Source organism: Gluconobacter japonicus, from assembly GCF_015244665.1.
GTDB classification, from domain to species: domain Bacteria; phylum Pseudomonadota; class Alphaproteobacteria; order Acetobacterales; family Acetobacteraceae; genus Gluconobacter; species Gluconobacter japonicus.
Genome location: NZ_JABCQN010000003.1, coordinates 23,559 through 43,066 on the forward strand (window position 1 = coordinate 23,559; position 19,508 = coordinate 43,066).

General features: G+C 55.7%; 16 protein-coding genes and 3 tRNA genes. 7 read left to right on the forward strand and 12 right to left on the reverse strand.

The features are described 5' to 3' along the window. Positions 1–10: 10 nt before the first annotated feature. The 3 genes from HKD32_RS06535 to HKD32_RS06545 form a co-directional block, all read right to left on the reverse strand. Entirely contained in the window at positions 11–1,906 is a 1,896-nt protein-coding gene (locus tag HKD32_RS06535; RefSeq protein WP_194257759.1) for an OPT family oligopeptide transporter, read from the reverse strand. Positions 1,907–1,978: 72 nt separating this feature from the next. Next, positions 1,979–3,679: an alginate export family protein gene (locus HKD32_RS06540; RefSeq protein ID WP_061933320.1), complete on the reverse strand. Its 1,701-nt coding sequence runs from the start codon at positions 3,677–3,679 to the stop codon at positions 1,979–1,981. Next, positions 3,663–4,253, reverse strand: coding sequence for a hypothetical protein (locus tag HKD32_RS06545; protein ID WP_061933384.1), 591 nt, complete (start codon positions 4,251–4,253; stop codon positions 3,663–3,665). The genes HKD32_RS06540 and HKD32_RS06545 overlap by 17 nt, the downstream gene beginning before the upstream one ends. Positions 4,254–4,354: 101 nt before the next feature. On the opposite strand from HKD32_RS06545, the gene ispH reads away from it, so the two are divergent. The 4 genes from ispH to HKD32_RS06565 all read left to right on the forward strand — a co-directional run bounded on the left by ispH (position 4,355) and on the right by HKD32_RS06565 (position 6,937). Continuing rightward, positions 4,355–5,356: a 4-hydroxy-3-methylbut-2-enyl diphosphate reductase gene (gene ispH / locus HKD32_RS06550; protein ID WP_010503979.1), complete on the forward strand. Its 1,002-nt coding sequence runs from the start codon at positions 4,355–4,357 to the stop codon at positions 5,354–5,356. Between the two features lie 6 nt (positions 5,357–5,362). Next, the gene (locus HKD32_RS06555; protein WP_061933318.1) at positions 5,363–6,313 is read left to right on the forward strand and encodes a homoserine kinase; all 951 of its coding nucleotides are present in this window, start codon (positions 5,363–5,365) and stop codon (positions 6,311–6,313) included. After that, positions 6,306–6,752: a ribonuclease HI gene (rnhA, locus tag HKD32_RS06560; protein WP_010503976.1), complete on the forward strand. Its 447-nt coding sequence runs from the start codon at positions 6,306–6,308 to the stop codon at positions 6,750–6,752. Before HKD32_RS06555 ends, rnhA begins: the two co-directional genes overlap by 8 nt. A 109-nt stretch (positions 6,753–6,861) precedes the next feature. Continuing rightward, positions 6,862–6,937: transfer RNA gene (locus HKD32_RS06565), tRNA-Asn, on the forward strand. Between the two features lie 121 nt (positions 6,938–7,058). On the opposite strand, the gene HKD32_RS06570 is transcribed toward HKD32_RS06565, so the two are convergent. Continuing rightward, positions 7,059–8,285: an MFS transporter gene (locus tag HKD32_RS06570; protein ID WP_061933316.1), complete on the reverse strand. Its 1,227-nt coding sequence runs from the start codon at positions 8,283–8,285 to the stop codon at positions 7,059–7,061. Between the two features lie 61 nt (positions 8,286–8,346). Here HKD32_RS06570 and gpt point away from each other — a divergent pair, with 61 nt between their 5' ends. The 3 genes from gpt (at position 8,347) to HKD32_RS06585 (ending at position 9,085) form a co-directional block, all read left to right on the forward strand. After that, a complete protein-coding gene (gene gpt / locus HKD32_RS06575) occupies positions 8,347–8,862 on the forward strand; it encodes a xanthine phosphoribosyltransferase (protein ID WP_010503974.1) in 516 nt (171 codons plus the stop codon). A 50-nt stretch (positions 8,863–8,912) separates the two neighbouring features. Further along, positions 8,913–8,989, forward strand: a tRNA-Pro gene (locus tag HKD32_RS06580). 19 nt (positions 8,990–9,008) lie between these two features. Then, positions 9,009–9,085, forward strand: a tRNA-Arg gene (locus HKD32_RS06585). 331 nt (positions 9,086–9,416) lie between these two features. On the opposite strand, the gene HKD32_RS06590 is transcribed toward HKD32_RS06585, so the two are convergent. The 8 genes from HKD32_RS06590 to lpxC form a co-directional block, all read right to left on the reverse strand. Then, positions 9,417–11,033, reverse strand: coding sequence for a dihydroxyacetone kinase subunit DhaK (locus HKD32_RS06590; RefSeq protein ID WP_194257760.1), 1,617 nt, complete (start codon positions 11,031–11,033; stop codon positions 9,417–9,419). Between the two features lie 94 nt (positions 11,034–11,127). Continuing rightward, on the reverse strand, positions 11,128–11,535 hold the full coding sequence (locus tag HKD32_RS06595; protein ID WP_061933312.1) for an Ivy family c-type lysozyme inhibitor: 408 nt from the start codon (positions 11,533–11,535) through the stop codon (positions 11,128–11,130). Next, positions 11,532–12,122: an isochorismatase family protein gene (locus tag HKD32_RS06600; RefSeq protein ID WP_061933310.1), complete on the reverse strand. Its 591-nt coding sequence runs from the start codon at positions 12,120–12,122 to the stop codon at positions 11,532–11,534. The genes HKD32_RS06595 and HKD32_RS06600 overlap by 4 nt, the downstream gene beginning before the upstream one ends. Positions 12,123–12,202: 80 nt before the next feature. Beyond that, positions 12,203–13,546 (reverse strand): hemolysin family protein, encoded by a 1,344-nt coding sequence (locus HKD32_RS06605; RefSeq protein WP_061933308.1) that lies wholly within the window; start codon positions 13,544–13,546, stop codon positions 12,203–12,205. Between the two features lie 86 nt (positions 13,547–13,632). Continuing rightward, on the reverse strand, positions 13,633–15,669 hold the full coding sequence (gene ligA, locus HKD32_RS06610; protein ID WP_061933306.1) for an NAD-dependent DNA ligase LigA: 2,037 nt from the start codon (positions 15,667–15,669) through the stop codon (positions 13,633–13,635). Further along, positions 15,666–17,384, reverse strand: a complete 1,719-nt coding sequence (gene recN, locus HKD32_RS06615; RefSeq protein WP_061933304.1) for a DNA repair protein RecN — start codon at positions 17,382–17,384, stop codon at positions 15,666–15,668. Before recN ends, ligA begins: the two co-directional genes overlap by 4 nt. A gap of 45 nt (positions 17,385–17,429) precedes the next feature. Next, the gene (locus tag HKD32_RS06620; protein WP_010503966.1) at positions 17,430–18,329 is read right to left on the reverse strand and encodes an outer membrane protein assembly factor BamD; all 900 of its coding nucleotides are present in this window, start codon (positions 18,327–18,329) and stop codon (positions 17,430–17,432) included. A gap of 68 nt (positions 18,330–18,397) precedes the next feature. Continuing rightward, positions 18,398–19,435, reverse strand: coding sequence for a UDP-3-O-acyl-N-acetylglucosamine deacetylase (gene lpxC / locus HKD32_RS06625; RefSeq protein WP_061933303.1), 1,038 nt, complete (start codon positions 19,433–19,435; stop codon positions 18,398–18,400). Between the last annotated feature and the right edge of the window lie 73 nt (positions 19,436–19,508).

Below are 19,508 nucleotides of genomic sequence, written 5' to 3' on the forward strand. Positions count from 1 at the left end.
GCCGTAATTTTTAGGTCGACTGGCGGCTGATACGCCGCCCGAACCAGAACATCACACTCAGAAACACGACCCATCCCAGCCCGGAGCGCAGCATCGCGGGCAGGTGAAGGGACAGTGTTTCGGTGCTGCCCGTGGCGCCAACAATGGCAGCCACGGCGACACCTACCAGACTTTCCCCGACAATAAATCCTGACGCAATCATCGTTCCCTGATCTTTGGGGAAGCGACGAAGCAGCCATCCCAGACCTGCACCGATTGCGATCGTCACGGAGACGTCTGCCGGGAGATAGATGCCCATGCCGACGGCAAGAGGCGGTAGAGACAGGTTACGGCGCTTCAGGAGCATGTCCGCAACGACCAGAACGATACCGATGGCTGCACCGATTTCTAGCATCAGCCAGTCAAGATCGTGGGTCAGGATGCCTTTGGCGATTGCCGCCATCAGAGCAGGTTGAGGCGCGGCCAGAGCGCGTGTCGGGTCCATGCCCTCGCGTGGCATTGCGCCGACAAATCCGTAAGCCTGATAAAGTGTCTGGAGCACCCACGGAATAACAATGGCGCCAACAGCGCAGCCGATCAGCAGGGCTACTTCCTGTTTCCAGGGCGCTGCGCCTACAAGCTGACCTGTTTTCAGATCCTGCAGGTTGTCATTGGATACCGCGGCAGAAGCAGTAATGGCTGATAGAACAAAAAGACCAAAAGCGATCACCATAGGGCGTTGTTCGGGTGAGAGAACACCGCCGCTTTCCAGCCCCCACAGAGCAACTGAAATAGCAATAATGGCGATAATGCCCACACCGGAAATGGGTGATGACGAAGAGCCGATGATTCCCGCCATATAGCCGCAGGCACTCGCCACCAGAAAGCCGAGACCGAAACACGCCACAATACCCAGGATGACCAGTGTGGCCATGGATGCGCCATGAGGCATGACGGGCCAGAGGAACTGCGTGAACAGCCCTGACAAAATCAGCGCAAGAATAATGCTCAGGCCAATCAGTGTGCGGGGAGCAAGGTCGAGATCTGTCTCATCCTGCGATGCACGGTGTTTGGCAGAAAGAGCCTCTTTCAGTCCCTGAGCAACGGGGCCGGAAAGCGCAAGAAGGGTCCAGATTGCAGCGACGGCGATTGCTCCGGCCCCCATGAAACGGACCTTGTGCAGCCATAATGCGGTCGTTGCAGCAAGAGGATCTGCCACCGGGTTTAGATGCCCCAGAACCGGGATCATGATTCCCCAAGCCAGGAAAACCCCGAGCAGCATGGCAATGCCGCCCGCGATGCCAACGAGATAGCCGGTTCCGAGAAGAGCCAGAGAGAAACTGATATCAAGACGAAAGGCTGAAGCGCCCCAGCTGGTAGCTGCGGAAACCCCATCTGACAAAATGCGCAAACCGGACGTTGCAAAGGCGACTACAGCCGAAACGGCCGTACCCTTCGTGAGGGAGCGAAGGCTCTCTGCGTCTCCCTCTGGAGAAGAAGCCCGCAGGATTTCTGCGCAGGCCGTGCCTTCCGGATAAGGAAGATCAGAGTTGCGGACCAGCGCACGACGCAGCGGAATGGTGAAGATGACCCCTGTCATACCACCGCCCAGCGTAAGCAGCAGAGATACGAAATAGGGGAACTCGTGCCAGTATCCCACCATGATCAGACCAGGAAGGGCTGCAAAGATGCAGGAGAGGCTTCCTGCCGCTGAGGCCTGGGTCTGGACCATGTTGTTTTCGAGCATCGTGCCGTCGCCCATGAGGCGAAGCACAGCCATTGAAATAATGGTGGCGGGAATGGATGAGCCGAAAGTCAGACCGATCTTCAGGCCCAGATAAACATTGGCGGCCGTAAAGACGACTGTAATGAGCGCACCCAGTATGATGCCCCTCAAGGTCAGTTCGCGGCTGTCCATATATTTCATGATGGGGCAATCCTGTGATGTCGCGTGAGTATGGGGGCATTACGCTGCAGGGCACGGCTCTGCAACCATTCTTCAGAAGGCAAATGAGAGACTGGACTGATAATACAGCCCGCTTTTGGCTCCAGCGTTTTTCAGATCATGTGAAGCGGCAAACCAGGCTACAACGTGAGTCCAGTTCCAATGGCGGTTTACAGCCCATGTCAGCAGGCCATTCGGCGCAACGCCTACAAAGTGACTGTGGAACTTCGGAAAATTATAGGCAGACGTAATGGAATAGACCGAAGCCTGTGTGGTCTGCCGCCACAGGATGGGGGTTTTGACGCGTAACGAGACCTTTCCATAAGAGCCGACGAGGATCGGAGACAGATTGATCAGGTTCGCTGCGCCTATATAGCCAGTGTAATCCAGATAGGGATTCTGGGGAGCGAAGGGGGCGCTGTAAGTTCCCACAGTCCCCTCTCGATGACGTTCGTTACCGCCTGAATAGACGTCTGTTTGCACACCAAAGAAGGGTTTGAACAGCAGGTCGGACCGCCTGTATCCCACCGTTGTATTGACGGAATATGCAGAGACCTGCCTGCGCGCTGTTGTGCCATAGGGCGTAAAATTGCCCTGCTGCCACAGAACCCCCAGAGCATATTCCAGTTGTTGTGCTGTACCGTACCAGCGGAAGCCCAGATTGTTGCGATTGGTTGCACCAGTGACGGATTTGATAGCGGCTGAACTCAAGACCGGAACCGATCCCGTCTTTGCACCTAAGTGAAAGCCAATCCAGAACAGATCCAGATAAGACTGGATCCGTTGTTGGCCCAAATGGAAGGCTGGTACATCGACTGTGGTGTTGAAGCCATAAAGCCGCGTGTTCCAGTCCTGCGTATCATGGAACATGGCCCTGGGAGTAATATTCGTCGCTACGAAGTCATAGAGATCAAACCGGATATGCGGCAGAATTGCGTAAGCACGCGGGCCGTTCCAGGTAATCTGGATATTGGGGGGCTCGCGATCATACAGAACGTAGGACGGCGCATCGAGAAATTGCTGACGCCCAAACATCAGTCCCGTTTTGGCCGTGCCAATGGTCTGTTTGTATTCAATGAACGCCTGATGCAGATCCAGTCGTTTTCGGTAGGTGCTGCCATAGCCGTAGCCATTCCAGCCAGCCGCGGTCCCATTTACAAGCTGCCCGAAAATGCGCCAGTGTTCTCCAAGATGCAGATCGGCTCCGAACATGTTCCGGGTGACGAAGCGTCCAGAACCAGAGTGTGGGTTTGTCCCGAGCATCGGATAGTCGTTGTACCAGTTACGCAGGCGAGTACGTTCTGACAGCGAGAGCCAGATGGTGCGCTGGTTGTTCAGGGCAATGAACTTCAAAGGATCGAACAGATCGTTTCGATGACTCTGATCGCGCAGATAAGACCAGTCTTCTGCCCAGGGTGCCACGCCGTAACGGCCAACAGGACCGAAGCCCGCGCCTTCGCCGTTGCCGCGATTGAACCCACCCCAGTGCGGCTGCCGTCCGATTGGGGCAAGATTCTGACGTGTGGTCAGGCGTCTAGGCTGTTCCAGAAAGCCCGCATGAGGGAAGTTCTGGATTTCTGGACGCTCTGCGTGATGAACCTTGATCTGTTCTTCTTTCGATGCCGAAACGTCAAGGGGCGCGGAAAAGGCTGAAGACCCGAAGCCTGTCAGACAGGCCAGGGTCATTTTCAGCGTGATACGGGTTTTGACGACGGGTGAAAGAGGAAAAGAAAGGCCGTTACTGTGTCCGGCCACGGAATTTTACGACAGGAAGATGGGCGCGGTTATAGTCCAGTTCATCGTGTGTGAGCTGATAGCCAATTTCCAGCGTGTAAGGGTTGTCCTGCAGATTTTTGGAAGCCGGAAGATCAATCAGGCGTAGCTCTGTACGAACGGGCTGGGCACTCACATTCGGCTCGAGTTTGAACGTGTCCGTGAAGACTTTTTTATCTACGATCTTTCCATCTCGCATGATGACGATGAAATAGGGAACATCAATGCTGCTGCTCTCGGAAGCCGGGCCGCGGGTCAGGTTCATTGCGAGGCTGATGCGCGTCCGCACCATTTCCTGACCTTTCGGGCCTTTGGGGCCACGCTGGCAGTCTCCGGCAATGGATGTCAGCTGGGCATGGCTGACCAGGCTGCCAACGTCCAGTCCGCGACCGTCATAAACGAACCGGTCAGATGCGGCGCTCGGAATTTCCGTGGCAGGGCAGGCCGGAGCGAACATGCCCGGATTGGATTCGTCGCACCCTGCCAGTGTCGAAAGGGCGAGAACGGCAAAAGCCGGGACAAACAGGGACGTGGCAAGGCGCCGGAAGGCTGGCATCTGCTGTAGAAACTCCCACAAAGCGGCCCGGACGTTGCGACATGCCTCAATCCGGTCGATAATAGTCCTACATATCGAACTCCGCCCGCTTGGGGAACACCATGCCAGAACAGACAACTCTTGCACCAGAACGTGCTGCACACCAGAAGACGCTCCGGGTCCTGCTCGCCGGCCCGCGTGGTTTCTGCGCCGGTGTGGATCGTGCGATCCGCGTCGTTGAAGAAGCCCTTCGTCGTTATGGCGCGCCAGTGTATGTGCGTCATGAAATCGTTCATAACCGCACCGTGGTCGAGGGGCTGGAAGCCAAGGGTGCCATTTTCGTTGAGGAGCTCGACGAGGTGCCAGCCGACGGGCACGTCGTTTTCTCGGCTCATGGTGTGCCGAAATCCGTGCCGGCTGAAGCGCAGCGCCGCAACCTGCTTTATCTAGATGCAACCTGCCCGCTGGTGTCCAAAGTTCATCGTGAGGCAGAACGTCACTTTGCTGGCGGTGGTCCAGAGCAGCTTCATATCCTGATGATTGGGCATGCCGGCCATCCGGAAGTCGTTGGCACGATGGGTCAGCTCCCTCCCGGCGCCGTGACGCTCATCAACGATGCCGAGGAAGCCCGTACGATCCAGCCGGAAGACCCGGCAAAGCTGGCGTTCATCACGCAGACGACGCTGTCCGTCGATGATACGGCAGAAATCGTCGACATTCTTCGCTCGCGTTTCCCGCTGATCGAAGGACCGAAGCGCGAAGACATCTGCTATGCCACGACCAATCGTCAGGAAGCTGTGAAAGCTATCGCACCTGAGAGCGATCTGGTCATCGTCATCGGGTCGCCAAACTCTTCCAACTCGCAGCGTCTGCGGGAAGTGGCGGAGCGTTCGGGTGCGCGCCGGGCGCTGCTGGTACCGAAGCTGGCAGACCTTGACTGGTCCGCTCTGGAAGGTGTGGAGACGCTGGGCATCAGTGCCGGTGCGTCCGCTCCGGAAAGTCTGGTGCAGGAAATGGTAACGGCGCTTGCGGCCAAGTACACGCTGAAGATCGAAGAGCGGATCGTGAAGGAAGAGAACATCAACTTCCGTCTGCCAGGCCCGCTTGCTGGTGAGGACAACTGAGATTTCATGGCCGTCTATACGGAACTGGCGGCCGAGACGCTTGAAGCGTTCCTTGGCACATATGACATCGGCACCCTGATCTCGTTTCAGGGAATCGCTGAAGGCGTCGAAAACAGCAACTTCCTGCTCCAAACGACGAGCGGGAAGTTCATCCTCACGCTATTTGAAAAACGCGTGAAAGCCTCGGATCTTCCATGGTTTCTGGGGCTGATGCAGCATCTGTCAGGGAAGGGGATGAACTGTCCTCTTCCTGTTGCGGGGCGTGATGGGGAGGCTCTGCGGATTCTTGCAGACCGCCCTGCTGCCATCACAACCTTCCTCCCGGGACGCGCCACCCCGGAGATCACGGCAGAATCCTGCTGGCAGCTTGGTCAGGTTCTGGCCACGTTTCATGAAAAGGGGCGGGACTACTCGGCAGAGCGTCCGAATGGACTTTCTGTGCAAGCGTGGAGACCTCTTTTTGAGAGCTGTCAGGGCGCAGGAGATGATCTGCTTCCCGGACTGACACAAGAACTGATCCAGGCTCTGGACCGGATCGAAAAGGCATGGCCCGCAGAAGGGACGCTCCCACGCGGGCAGATTCATGCGGACCTGTTCCCCGACAATGTGTTCTTTCAGGACGGCAGAATTTCCGGGCTGATTGATTTCTATTTCGCCTGCACGGATCTCTTCGCTTACGACTTGGCCATCTGTCTGAACGCCTGGTGTTTCCGGGACGAAAAGGTTTTCGAGCCGTCTTTCGCTCAGGCCATGATTGAGGGCTATGAGACGGTCCGTTCTCTCGAAGCTGCGGAAAAAGCTGCTCTGCCCATTCTTTGTCAGGGCGCTTCGATCCGCTTTTTGCTGACGCGGCTCTATGACTGGATCAATACGCCCGCTGATGCGCTGGTAACCCGCAAGGACCCGCTCGCTTATCTTGGACGTCTTCGGCATTTCGCAGGGCAAGCTGATGTCTGAGACGGAAAGCCTGCTGGTTGAAATCTGGACGGATGGTGGCTGTAAGCCCAATCCCGGTCCAGGCGGATGGGGAGTTCTTCTGTGCTGCAAAGGCAAGGAGAAGGAAATGTGGGGCGGTCATCCGGAAACGACCAATAACCGGATGGAACTGACTGCCGCCGCTGAGGCTTTGGAAGCGCTCAAACGTCCCTGTCAGGTGAAGCTCCACACGGATAGCGAATACCTGAAGAATGGCATTACCCGTTGGCATACGGGATGGGTCCGTAGGAACTGGCGTAATGCGGCCGGAGATCCGGTGGCCAACATGGATCTGTGGCAGCGCATTCTGGACGCAGCCAAGCCGCATGAGATCGAATGGCTCTGGGTTCGGGGCCATTCTGGCGACGTGAACAACGAACGGGTGGATGTTCTGGCCACGCGTGGGCGGGAAGAGCTCTGAATAAAGTCATGTTTTCTGCATCTTACTGAGGAAAGTTCAGAAAAATGCAGAAAGTTGAAAAAAGGGGCTTTACCGACCCCGTCGGTTGGACTACATACCTCCTCACCGGTCCCGAATAGCTCAGTTGGTAGAGCAAGCGACTGTTAATCGCTGGGTCGTAGGTTCGAGTCCTACTTCGGGAGCCACTTTTCTTCTTGAAAAACTGGCCACGGTACAAAGAAAAAGCCCCTCACGGGGCTTTTTTCATTTGCGCTGTATTTGTCATTGACCACCAGTCCTTTCGGATGCTGGTGGTCGGGACTGCGTTCAGAGAATTTCTGGCCGTACATCCTCAAGGCGGTCCAGAGACCATAATTTCGGAAAAAGACGGATCCAGACAAGGGCGACCAGAATGGTGCCTACGCCGCCTGCAATGACCGCAGCTTCCGGTCCAATGGCCGCGCCTAGTGTGCCGCTCTCAAATTCTCCTAATTGATTGCTGGAGCCGATAAACAGGGAGTTTACGGCTGAAACGCGCCCTCGCATGGAATCGGGGGTGGCAAGCTGGATCAGAGATGACCGGATGACGACGCTGATCACGTCTGCGGCGCCCAGAATCATGAGCGCAAGAACGGAAATCCATGTGATGTGAGAAGCGCCGAAAACAATGGTCGCGACACCGAAGACGACAACTGAAATGAACATGGTCACGCCTGCGCGCCTGCCCAGAGGATGTCTGGACAGCCAGACAGATGTGACCAGCGCGCCTATGGCAGGAGCAGCGCGGAGGAAGCCGAGACCAATCGGCCCAACATGCAGGATGCTATCCGCGTAGACCGGCAAAAGTGCGGTGGCTCCCCCAAGAAGAACCGCAAAAAGATCCAGAGAGATAGCTCCGAGAAGATCTCGGCGTCTGTTCAGAAAGCCAAGCCCCGCAAAAACGGAGGCAAATGTTACAGGCTCTTTTGCAGGAACCGTATGGTGAAGGCGCAGAGCCAGCGTCCCGAAAAAGGCGAGTGCGAATCCAAGGGTGGCAAGGCTGTAGCAGGTTACGGCACCCAGCCCGTACAGCAGGCCACCCAGACTTGGTCCGACAATGGATGCAGTCATGAACAGGGACGATAGAAGCGCTTGAGCACGTGGAAGCAATTCAGGCGGTGCGATGGCCGGCAGAAAGGCCTGCTGGCAGGGCATCTCAAAGCTGCGAAGCGTGCCATAAAAAGCTGCGAACGTATAAACGAGGGCAGGTGTCAAAATCTGCATTGCTGCCGCTGCTGCGAGAGCGCCAGTACTGAGAATCTCCAAAATCTGACAGGTCAGAACAATGTTCCGGCGATTGAACCGGTCTGCCACATGCCCAGAAATGAATGTCAGCGGCACCATGGGCAGGAACTGCGCCAACCCCAGATAGCCAAGCGACGCTACACTGTGAGTCAAGGCATAGATCTGCCAGCCTATGGCGATGGTCATGGTGGTGGCGGAGAGCTGCGAACAGATTCGGCTTATAATTAGGGGACGAAGGCCGGGAAGGGCCCGCAATGCTGGGTCAATCATCCTGCCACCTTAGGCATTTCCGCTCCTCAAGTTTATTGCAAAATTCCGAGACGGAAGGCAGATGAAGAACATGACTGCCACACAGACACCCAAACCCATAACGTATGCGACCGTCACTTGGGACCAGCTCCACCGTGACGCCCGTACCCTCGCCACAACGCTCATGGAAAAGCACGGACCGTTTCGCGGTATCGTTGCGATCACGCGTGGCGGACTCATCCCTGCCGCCATTCTGGGCCGCGAGATGGGCTGCCGCCTGATCGAAAGCGTTTCTGTCATCAGCTATGCTGGTGAAGAAGGCACCCAGCATGAGCCAAAGGTCGTGAAAGCTCCGACCGCTGCAGGTGATGGGGAAGGCTTCCTGATCGTTGATGATCTGGTCGATTCCGGCGTTACGGCGAAGTACGTTCGTGAAATGCTGCCCAAGGCTGTTTTCGCGTGCCTCTATGCAAAACCCGACGGTAAACCGCACACCGATCACTACGTGACGGAAGTCGCACAGGACACATGGGTGCTGTTTCCTTGGGATACGGCACCACTTTTCGTGCCGCCGCTCGTAAGAAATGAAAAAGAGTGAAAAAACCCTATTGCTTCTGAAACTTACTGCCCCTATGTTCCGCCTCGGTTCGGGGCGTGGCGCAGCCTGGTAGCGCGCCTGTTTTGGGTACAGGAGGCCCCCGGTTCGAGTCCGGGCGCCCCGACCAGTTTCAAGATTTCTCTACTGCGCCCTTAGCTCAGTTGGATAGAGCAACAGCCTTCTAAGCTGTGGGTCGCTGGTTCGAATCCAGCAGGGCGCGCCACCCAGCGCGCCTGTCCCCCTTCTTTTGAATATTTCAGAGAAGGGGCAGAGGAAACGCTAAATGCCGTTTCCCAAGAGTTTCCTTTAGCTGCGACAATCTTTCGTAAAGCCGCAGCTTTGAAACTACTTTTTCTCATAATCTACAATTTTAATCTGAGCGTACCGAATCGATAAGGTTGCAGATTAGCTTAGCGATACGCCGATTCCTTTTGGTGTTAATGCCGCCTCAAATATCCGGATACTTTCTGGCGGCCAGATCTTCGCCATACCGTTTCAAAACAAAGCCTTCATGTTGCGACTCTGTTTTGAAACACCTCACGGTTGCGATTCTATCAAGTGAGAGTTGCAAGTCCTTCCAAGAGGCGTGCAATGGCTTCGGCGCCCGGATCCGGAATATCTTTTAACTGCTCTTGCGGCACATACGCTGCGCGACCTGCGCGCGCAGGCATTGAACGTGTCAAATCTGCGCCTTTCCGAGCAGCAATCGCCGCATCATGCAGGTTGCCTGTCTGGAGTGCTGCTATGGCGGGGAAGAGGGCATCAAGCATGGTACGATCGCCGGGTGAGGCTCCTCCATAGCTTTGCATGCGCTGCAAGCCAGCTTCTAGCCCGGACGCCCAGTTGTCCTGCTGTCCGGCTGTCGAGAACATGATCGAAAGCAGAACACCGCTCGAACCTCCTGCATTTCTGGCCAGAAGTCGCCCGATTGTCGCACAGAGCTTCTGTGGAGACGCGAGGGGGAGCCGCTCAATATCCTTCACAATCACACGTCCAGCTTCTGCGAAGGTTGACCCGGCGTCTCCGTCGCCAATCAGGGCATCCAGTGCGTTGAGATCCTTCTCGTTGTCGATAAGGATTTTCGCTCCTTCCCGGATAAGCTTTTCGAGCAGGTTATGAGGCGATGCTTCAAACGCAAATGTCTCCGGCAATGTCGGCGTGGGTTTTGTCTGAACATCCTTAAAGGCGGCAATTCCTGGCCATGCCCATGGCTCTACGGGAGCGGACAGAGCATCAATGAAAGCATCTTTTGCAGGAATGGCGGACAAGGAAAATCCGTACATATCCAGAGACGTCATTAACGGGGCCGGCCCGATGATAAACGCGGTACGTTCGGCCAGAGACGTCCGGGCCAGAGCGTCCACAATGGCCTGTGCTTCCAGAACGGGTACGGCTCCGAGCATATTCACCATGACGGCCTGTTTTTCATCCGTCAGATGGTTGATCAGTGTGTCTGCGGCCCGAGCCACCAAGGCATCCAGTTTCTTTACAGCGATACGCTCCGCTCCCGGCTCTCCGTGAATACCAAGGCCCAGTTCGGCTTCATGGTTGTCAAGCCGCGTTTCATGTTGCGGGTCGTAGACATTCACATCCGTCAAAGCCAGACCGATGGAGGCCGTAGACTTGATGGCGTTTAGAGCCGCCTGTTTGACGTCTGCCAGACTGGCGCCTGTCTCTGCTGCATGTCCTGCAATTTTTTGAACAAGTACTGTTCCGGCAATGCCACGGGCATTGGTTCCCTGATCAAGCGCGATGTCATCTGCCACAATGACCAGTTCAACATGTTTTCCCAAGGCCCGGGCCTGTTCTGCTGCCAGCCCGAAATTCAGACGGTCGCCAGTGTAATTCTTGACGATCAGAAGACAGCCAGCTTCACCAGTTACTTCCAGAATTGCGGCAAGAATGGCATCGACGTTCGGGGAGGCAAAAAGAGCGCCACATACAGCGGCTGTCAGCATGCCTCTGCCGACAAACCCGGCATGGGCTGGCTCGTGTCCGGAACCGCCACCCGAAATGATAGCAACTTTTGCTTTGTCCCAGTCACGCCTTAGAACAACATGGATATTCTCATGTCCTGACAGGCGGCAAAGATGGCGTCCAGCAGAGGATCTCAGAAGTCCGTCAATGCCTTCAGTAACAAGAGTATCGCGGTGATTATAAAAGCGCTTCATCGTATTCTGGATCCTTTACGGATTGATACCGAAGAGAACACCTCAACCTGACGAATGGACCAATCACCTTCCCGCGACCCTTGGTGAGCGATAATCAGTCTGGCAGATTATTTTTGGTATAGGCGTCTCTCAAAGCCTTCTCGATTTCAGGAGATGGTGATCCAAGAATGGTCTGTTTCAGGGCATTGTTTGCTTTGATGGAGAGAAGCCCCCAGGAACCTGAGTGGTCAGTGGCCAGAACCAGTTCCAACTGTTGAGCGGCACAGTCATGGGGCTTGCACATGTGACCAAGTGCATATTTTTTCCCATTTTGCGTGAAGTACTCTACCGGTGTGGACGTGCCTTTACCGGAAACAACCCAGGCCGGAAGCGTAATCATAGCTTTATAAGCTTCTTTGAATCCTGATGTCTCCAGCAGATCCTGCGTTGTAGGAGGCGCGGCTGTGGCGGTGCCGCAGAGCAGGGAACAGGCGAGCGTCAAAACTGTAAGGCGCTGTTTCATAAAGCGTCCTTCTTTTGGATCAGATGTTTTTTTATCAGACCGACACCATGTGTTTGCAGGTCATGAAGGAGTGGAGCCTGATCGCTCTCAATTCCTCGGCATGCCTCAAGAGCAATGTCGGTCCTGAAGCCACAGCGCATGGCGTCCCGGGCGGTTGCAGCAACACAGAAATCGAGTGCCAGTCCGCAGACAACAACGTGTGAGACCTTTAGTCCGTGGAGCAAATGGTCCAAACCGGTGGACGTCTCGTGATCATTGTCAAAGAAAGCGGAGTAGCTGTCGCGGTCCTGAGCCATGCCTTTATGAATAATATGACTTACCGGGCGCAGGTTCAGGGCTGACGGAAAATCAGCACCCGTCGAAGCTGCAATGCAGTGGGCTGGCCAGGGACCGTCCTGTGTAGTGAAGGAACAATGATCCGCCGGGTGCCAGTCCTGCGTTGCAATAACAGCAGAAAATCCCATCCCGGAGAGGATGTTAACGGGCGCAATGATCTCATTTCCGTTCGGAACAGCCAGAGCGCCGCCCGGCAGGAAATCGTTTTGGACGTCCACAATAATCAGTGCGGACTGCTGAAAATCTGGCACGGAACGGTCTTTCGGGGCTGAGTGAGAACACAATGCTGGTGATCTTAATCAGTCCCGGGTCACCTAAGAAAGGCAGCTTTTCAGAGACGGGTGACGAGAAGCTGGTTGATACGAAAACCCTCAACGTCCACGACTTCAAAACGAAAGCCAGACGACTCAACACTGTCAGCTTTTCGCGCCATGCGACGAAGTCTGTTCATCACGAAACCGCCGACCGTATCGAAGTTCTGCGCATCGTCGAACAGGGGAATATCCAGTTCCCGGATAACATCCCCAATGGGCGCTGCGCCGTCGATCAGCCAGGAATTCGCATCTCGTCGAACAATGGCCTGCTCTTCGAACGGGCTGACAAGCCCATCCATCAGAGCGCCCATAATGTCCTTGTAGGTAATCAGACCGACGACCAAGCCATATTCATTCACAATCAGTGCAAAGCCTGCGGAATGGGCATCGAATTGAGCCAGTGTTTCCCAGAGATTCAGAGTATCAGGCAGGGAAAGAACATCCCGGCGCATTTTGAAAATCTGGCTGGCAACCGGTGTCAGGCTTTCTTTTGGCTGCGGCTCGTCAACGACGGCGACCAGCACGTCTTCCGCGCGAATGGACCCAATGACGCGATCCAGGCCGCCATCGCACAGCGGGTATCGGGAGTAGGGACGGACACGAACCTTGTCCCGCTGGCTTTCGGGCGTTTCCTGAACGTCCAGAAACACGATTTCATCACGCGGTGTCATGGCCGACGTAACGGAACGATCCTGCAGGCCCAGAACATTCTGGATCATCTGATGTTCCTGCTCCAGCAGGATACCCGAAGCCGTACCGGCTGCGAGAATGGCGCGAAGATCTTCAGGCGTGACAGGTTCGACCGTTGCGGCTGCCGGGATTTTCATGACGCGTAGGAGGACATCCGAAATGCGTGAAAAAACCCAGACCGCAGGATAGAGCACCTTGAGGGCGAGGGCCGGGAACCAGCCAACCTTGAGCGCGATCCGATCCGGCGCATTCATGGCAATCCGTTTGGGAAGCAGATCGGCAAACAGAACGAACAGGCCGGTAATCAGGATGAAGGAGCAGGTAGAACCTGTATTCGAGGCCAGAACAGGCGAGAAGCCGATCCACTCGAGACCTGCCGCTATTGGCTCACTCAGCATTGATTCGCTGATGATGCCACCAAGAACACCAACAGCGTTCAGGCAGATCTGCAGGACGGTGATGACCTGTCCGCTATTGCGCCGCAACTTGAGAAAAGCGACAGCCCGAGGGTCACCAGATTCGGCTTTTGAGCGAAGTCGGACGTCCCGGGCAGCGGCAAAGGAGATCTCGGAGAGGGAGATCAATACGGAGACCGCGATCAGAACGATGGTCGCGACGAGACCCAGCAGGAGAAGAATAATCATGTGCTGGGTAGGAGATGATACTGACATGCGGGCGGCATCATACTCCGAAGAACAGAAACAATGCCAATTATCTTCGGATGGCAGCCATGCAGACCAATAATGTCATGGAACTGTCAAAGACCGGCCAATGTTCTCCAGCCGGCCTCATCAACAGTTTCAAGTCCAAGATCCGCAGCTTTCTTTGCTTTCGAACCTGCCTTCTCTCCAAGAACAACCAGAGACGTTTTTTTGGAAACGCTGTCAGTCACCTGCGCGCCCAAACGCTCGGCAATGGCTTTGGCTTCAGGGCGTGTCATGGTCGTCAGTGTGCCGGTGAATACAATGGTCTTGCCAGAGAGGTGCCCATCTGAAGGCGCGGCTTCTGTCTCGATCGTGTGCAGTTCCGAGCGCAGATCATTCAGTGTGGCGACGTTGTGCTCTTCGGAGAAGAAAGCCACCAGTTCATCTGCAATGGCGCCTCCAACCCCCATGATGGACCCAAGAGCTTCTCGTTCTTCCGTGCCGGTCTGGGCGGCAACCATGGTATCACGCCAGTTTTCGAAAGTGCCGTAATGGCGCGCTAGAAGCTGTGCGTTGCGTTCTCCGATACGTCGGATACCCAGGCCGAAAATGAGGCGGGCAAGAGAAATGGTTCTGCGCTCTTCAATGGCACGAAGCAGGTTTTCGACCGAAAGCTGACCCCAGCCGTCCCGCTTCAACAGCGCATCCTGATGGTTTTTCAGGCGGAAAATATCCCCAGGTTTGAGGATGTAACCCGCAGCATGAAATTCCCGAATGCTCCGTTCGCCTAGTCCATCAATATCGAAAGCCGCACGCGATACCATATGGATCAGGCGTTCAACGACCTGCGCTTCACAGGTCAGGCCACCTGTGCACCGGCGTACGGCTTCTCCATGGACGCGTTCCGCCAGAGATCCGCAGACAGGACAATGATCCGGGAAAACATAGCGTGGACCGCGAGGCTTATCACTCTCGACCACCCCTAGTATCTGCGGAATCACATCTCCGGCGCGTTGCAGCCGCACCAGATCGCCCTCACGTACGTCTTTGCGTTCGATCTCGTCTTCATTGTGTAGAGTCGCACGCGAAACAATCACGCCGCCCACATTGACCGGCTCCAGATGTGCGACAGGCGTAAGCGCTCCTGTTCGGCCCACCTGAATTTCAATCTTAAGCAAACGTGTCATCGCCTGCTCGGCCGGAAATTTCCAGGCAATCGCCCAACGGGGCGCGCGGCCTGCAAATCCTAAGCGCTCCTGAAGGGAAAGATCGTTTAATTTGAAAACGATACCGTCGATATCGTAATCTAGGCCTGAACGCTCCCGTGCGATCTTTTCTACATAAGTTGGAATGTCTCGGGCATGTTCAATGCGTTCAGACAGCGGGTTAACAGTGAAGCCCCAACGTCGAAGGGTTTCCAGATATTCCCAGTGTGTCTCGCTGACAGGGGAAGACGAGTATCCCTGCGCATAGGCGAAGAGTGAGAGTGGCCGATTGCGCGTGATTTCAGGATCGAGTTGACGAAGGGAGCCAGCAGCGGCGTTGCGTGGATTGGCGAAGGGTTTGATGCCGCGTTTTTCCTGCTGCTCATTCAGCTCAAGGAAGTTCTTTTTTGACAGAAAAACTTCTCCGCGGATTTCCAGAATATCCGGAGCATCGTGCGGGAGCGTGGCAGGAACATCCTTCAATGTCAGAAGGTTAGTGGTGACATCTTCTCCTTCAATTCCATTCCCGCGCGTGGTGCCACGAACGAATTTTTGGTTTTCGTAGGTCAGGCTGATGGAAAGTCCGTCAATCTTCGGCTCGGCAACAAACTGAAGGGCCTGAAGACCCTCTTCCGTCAGCCCGAGAAACCGGCCAACGCGAGATACAAAACCATCAAACCCTTCGGCACCGAAAACATTATCCAATGACAGCATGGGCACGAGGTGGCGGTGTTTGCCAAACGCGGAATCTGGCATGGTACCCACACGATCGTTGGCACCGCCTTCCCGTTTCAGTTCCGGGTGAGCCTCTTCAAGCTGTAACAGTTCCTGACGGGCCGCATCATATTCCGCGTCTGAAACTTCCGGATCATCCTTGCCATGATAAGCCTCGTCCCAGCGGGCAAGAAGGGCTTCAAGTTCGGCGTGACGATCGGCAGGAATCATGCGGTCTGTCCTAAAAGGCTGTCAGCGGCGCCGCGAGCCGCATCCGTAATAACGTCACCCGCGAGCATACGCGCGATTTCTTCGCGTCGGGCTTCGCGGGAGAGAGGCTCGGCGAGCGTTTCAGTGCGCTCATTGCGAATACGTTTGGCGATACGAAGATGTTGATCGCCGCGCGCCGCAACCTGGGGGCTGTGTGTGACCACCAGGACCTGAACGTCCTGCGCCACTTTGTGAAGGCGGTCGCCGATGGAGGACGCCGTTGCGCCCCCGACACCAGAATCCACTTCATCAAAGACAAGAGTTCCAATGTCGGAACGCTGTGCCAGCACAACTTTGAGAGCCAGCATCAGGCGAGACAATTCGCCGCCGGACGCAACCTTGGCCAACGGGCCAGGAGGCTGACCAGGATTGGCCGCGATCAAAAAGGAAGACTGCTCCATGCCTCTGCTGTTCCACTGATCTGGCGATAAAGGGAGCAGAGAGACAATGAAGCGGGCCCGTTCCAGCTTGACGGGTTTCAACTCGCTCGTGACAGCCTGTTCCAGCTTTTGAGCAGATTGTTTGCGGGCCTCAGAAAGCTGTCTTGCAGCATCTTCATAGGCCAGCCGGGCTTCCGTCAAAGCCGTTTCCAGTCGCGCCAGTTCTGCATTGCCAGAATCAAGGGCTGCGAGACGCGCTTTCAGGGAGGCGAGGAAAGAGGGAAGCTCTGCAACCGCAACATTATGTTTTCTTGCTTCGGCCCGAAGCGCGAAAAGGCGTTCTTCCGTTTCTTCCAGAAGGCGAGGGTCTCCCTCTGTATCGGCGGCAAGGCGGGTGAGAAGCATTTCTGCGTCCGCCAAGGCTTCTTCGGCCTTTTCCAAAGCATCCAAAGCTTCCTGGGCCTGTCCCTGATGCGCGGAAGGTCCGTTTTCACCTTCCGTACTGGAAGGCAGGAGACGCACCAGCGCCCGGCTGGCTGAGCGTAATGCTGCGGCGGGGCTGGAGGAGCGCCGATCACGAGGTGTCAGTTCTGCAAGAGCGGCCGCGACAGCTTCACCGCGCTTTTCATCCTGTTGCAGGCTGACGCGCAGGGCGGCCAGTGAGTCTTCCTCACCCTCCTGAGGGGCGAGGGTTGAAAGATCGTCAACCGTTGCACGGAGCCACTCTTCCTCGCGGGCCGCAGCTTCCATATCGCTACGGGCCTTTTCGAGGGCGGTGCGTGCGTTGGCCCATTGGCGAAAGGCTATGGAGGTCTGTGTCAGCAGCGCTGGCTTTACACCAAACGCATCGAGAAGATCCAGATGTGTACTTTGATCTGCCAGCCCCATCTGTTCGTGCTGGCCCTGAATTTCAACAAGCTGGGACGCAATGCGCCGTAGTAATGTGATCCCGACTGGCTGATCGGACACATAAGCGCGTGACCGTCCATCCTGCGTGACGATGCGACGTAGCACCAGAGGCTCTGACGGATCCTCCAGAGCGATGCCCTGTTCGCTGAGAAGGGCAAAAACAGGATGTTTGAGTGGAACTTCGAAAATGGCGGCAACACTGGCTTGCGTCGCCCCGGACCGGATCAGACCTGCATTGGCACGGTCGCCAAGAGCAAGCCCCAGACTATCCAACAGGATGGATTTTCCGGCTCCAGTCTCACCGGTCAGAACGGTAAGACCTGAAGCCAGGGCCAGATCGAGTTTTTCGATCAGAACCACGTCACGGATAGAGAGATGGGTCAGCATGACGGGAATGTTGTGTGTGGGGAGGCGTGTTTCAAACGCCTCACGTCAGAAGACGCTGTGCCAGGCGCGCGAGAAGAAGCCGCGCGGCTTGCTGGTTGGCTTCTGGGTTGCAGGCTGCTTGAAATCTTCAGACAGAAGCTTGTTGTCCCGCAGGTTTGCGTAGGCATAGCGGTACCACTGGCTGTCCGGATAGTTGTAACCAAGAACAGACGCCGTTTGCCGTGCTTCATTTTTCAGGCCCAGAGCCAGATAGACTTCGACCAGACGTTCCAGCGCCTCAGCAACATGGTTGGTTGTCTGATAGTCCTGAACCACACGCTGATAGCGTGTCATGGCGGCTTCATAATTGCGCTGCTGTTGATACCAGCGACCAACAAGCATTTCCTTACCGGCCAGATGGTCACGGCAAAGATCAATCTTCAGCTGAGCGTCACGGGCATAAGACGTCTGGGGAAAGCGCGTAATGACTTCTTCCAAAGCATTCAGCGCTTCAACAGTGCCCTGCTGATCGCGCTGAACATCGGCAATTTGCTCATAATAGCAGAGGGCACGCAGATAGAAGGCGTAAGCTGCATCCGGGCTGGTCGGGTGAAGCTGCAGGTAACGCTCAAGCTGCTGGACGGACAAGGCATATTCGCCCTGCAGATAATACGAGTATCCTTCCATCAGCTCGGCGTTTCCGGTGAAACCGGAATACGGGTAATTCTGCTGAAGAAGCTCGAACTCGCCACCCGCCAGCTCATAACGACCGGAGCGCAGGGCGTCGATGCCGTAATTATAAAGAGTCTCTGCATCCGCTGTCTTGGGAATAACAGGCTTCTCATGCTTGTGAGAAAACAGAGAACACCCTGACAGAAGCAGAAGCCCGCTGACGGCCGTAGCCTTCAGAATCAGACTCCGCCCGTTGGAGGACACTTCAAGATGACGTTGTGTGCTGCTTGGCATACCTGCTCTTCCCGTGATGCCCGTCTTATATCACGGGAATGCGGCGGCGAAAGACCCGCCAGTCATCCTCATGCCGCCACGCGCGTGCGTCGGTTGTTTCGAACGGGTGTGACGTCCGCGTCCGGCTCAAAACGCCAGTTGCGCCGATCCGAAAAAACGGCGTGAAGAAGCTCGTTGTTGATCTTGTGCCCGGACTTATGACCAATAAAACCGGCCTTCAGGCGGTGACCACAGCAATAAAGGTCTCCGATGGCGTCCAGAAGCTTGTGGCGGGCAAATTCCCGCTCAATTTTCAGGCCCGCAGGATTAAGAATATTTTCTCCGTCCACAACAACGGCGTTATCTAGAGAGCCGCCGCGGGCAAGGCCAATGCTCTGGAGATATTCAATATCCCTGCGGTTTACAAAGGTTCTGCAGAACGAGACTTCTTCAAGGAAACGCTGCGGATCAAGCTGCATGGCATAACGCTGGTTACCGATTGCCGTAGCTTCGAAACTTAATGAAATAGCAAGGGAAAGACCACGTTGTGCAGGGCGGAGTTCGGCAAAGGCACCGTTGTCGCCTTCCGCACGAATATTGCGGAGAATTTCGATGACGCGCCGCGGCTTTTCGAGAGTTTTTATTCCAGCGCACTGGATAAGAAAGGCAAAGGCATCCGCCGAGCCATCCAGAACCGGCAGTTCCGGCCCGCTCACACGGATCAGGGCGTTATCAATCTCCAGGGCATGCAGAGCCGCCATAAGATGCTCGATGGTTGCAACCCGAAGAGATGGCTCGTCTTCACAGGCAACGACAGTCGAAAGCTTCGTATCAACAATCCGGTCGTAACGAGCCGGAAAAGACGGTGAACCTGGATAGTCGCTTCTCTGGAAGCGAATGCCTGTGTCGGCTTTGGCCGGAAGCATCTCAAGATCAACGTTCACTCCGCTATGGAGCGCAATTCCGCGACAGGAAATAGGTGAGGAAAGGGTCGTTTGCAGGGTCTTCAAATCGGGGCGCCCGGAAGAGGAGTGTAGCTGACTGGTGTCAGATACGCTGGAAAGGATCTGCCGGATCTGACGATCCGTTGATGCAGACTTTCCGTGTTGCGCTGGCTTGGCCTGCATGAAACCCCCGATGATTTGGACTGCTTTAATAAAACCCAGTCATCGGGGGAGTTCCACTCAATGATTGTTGCCG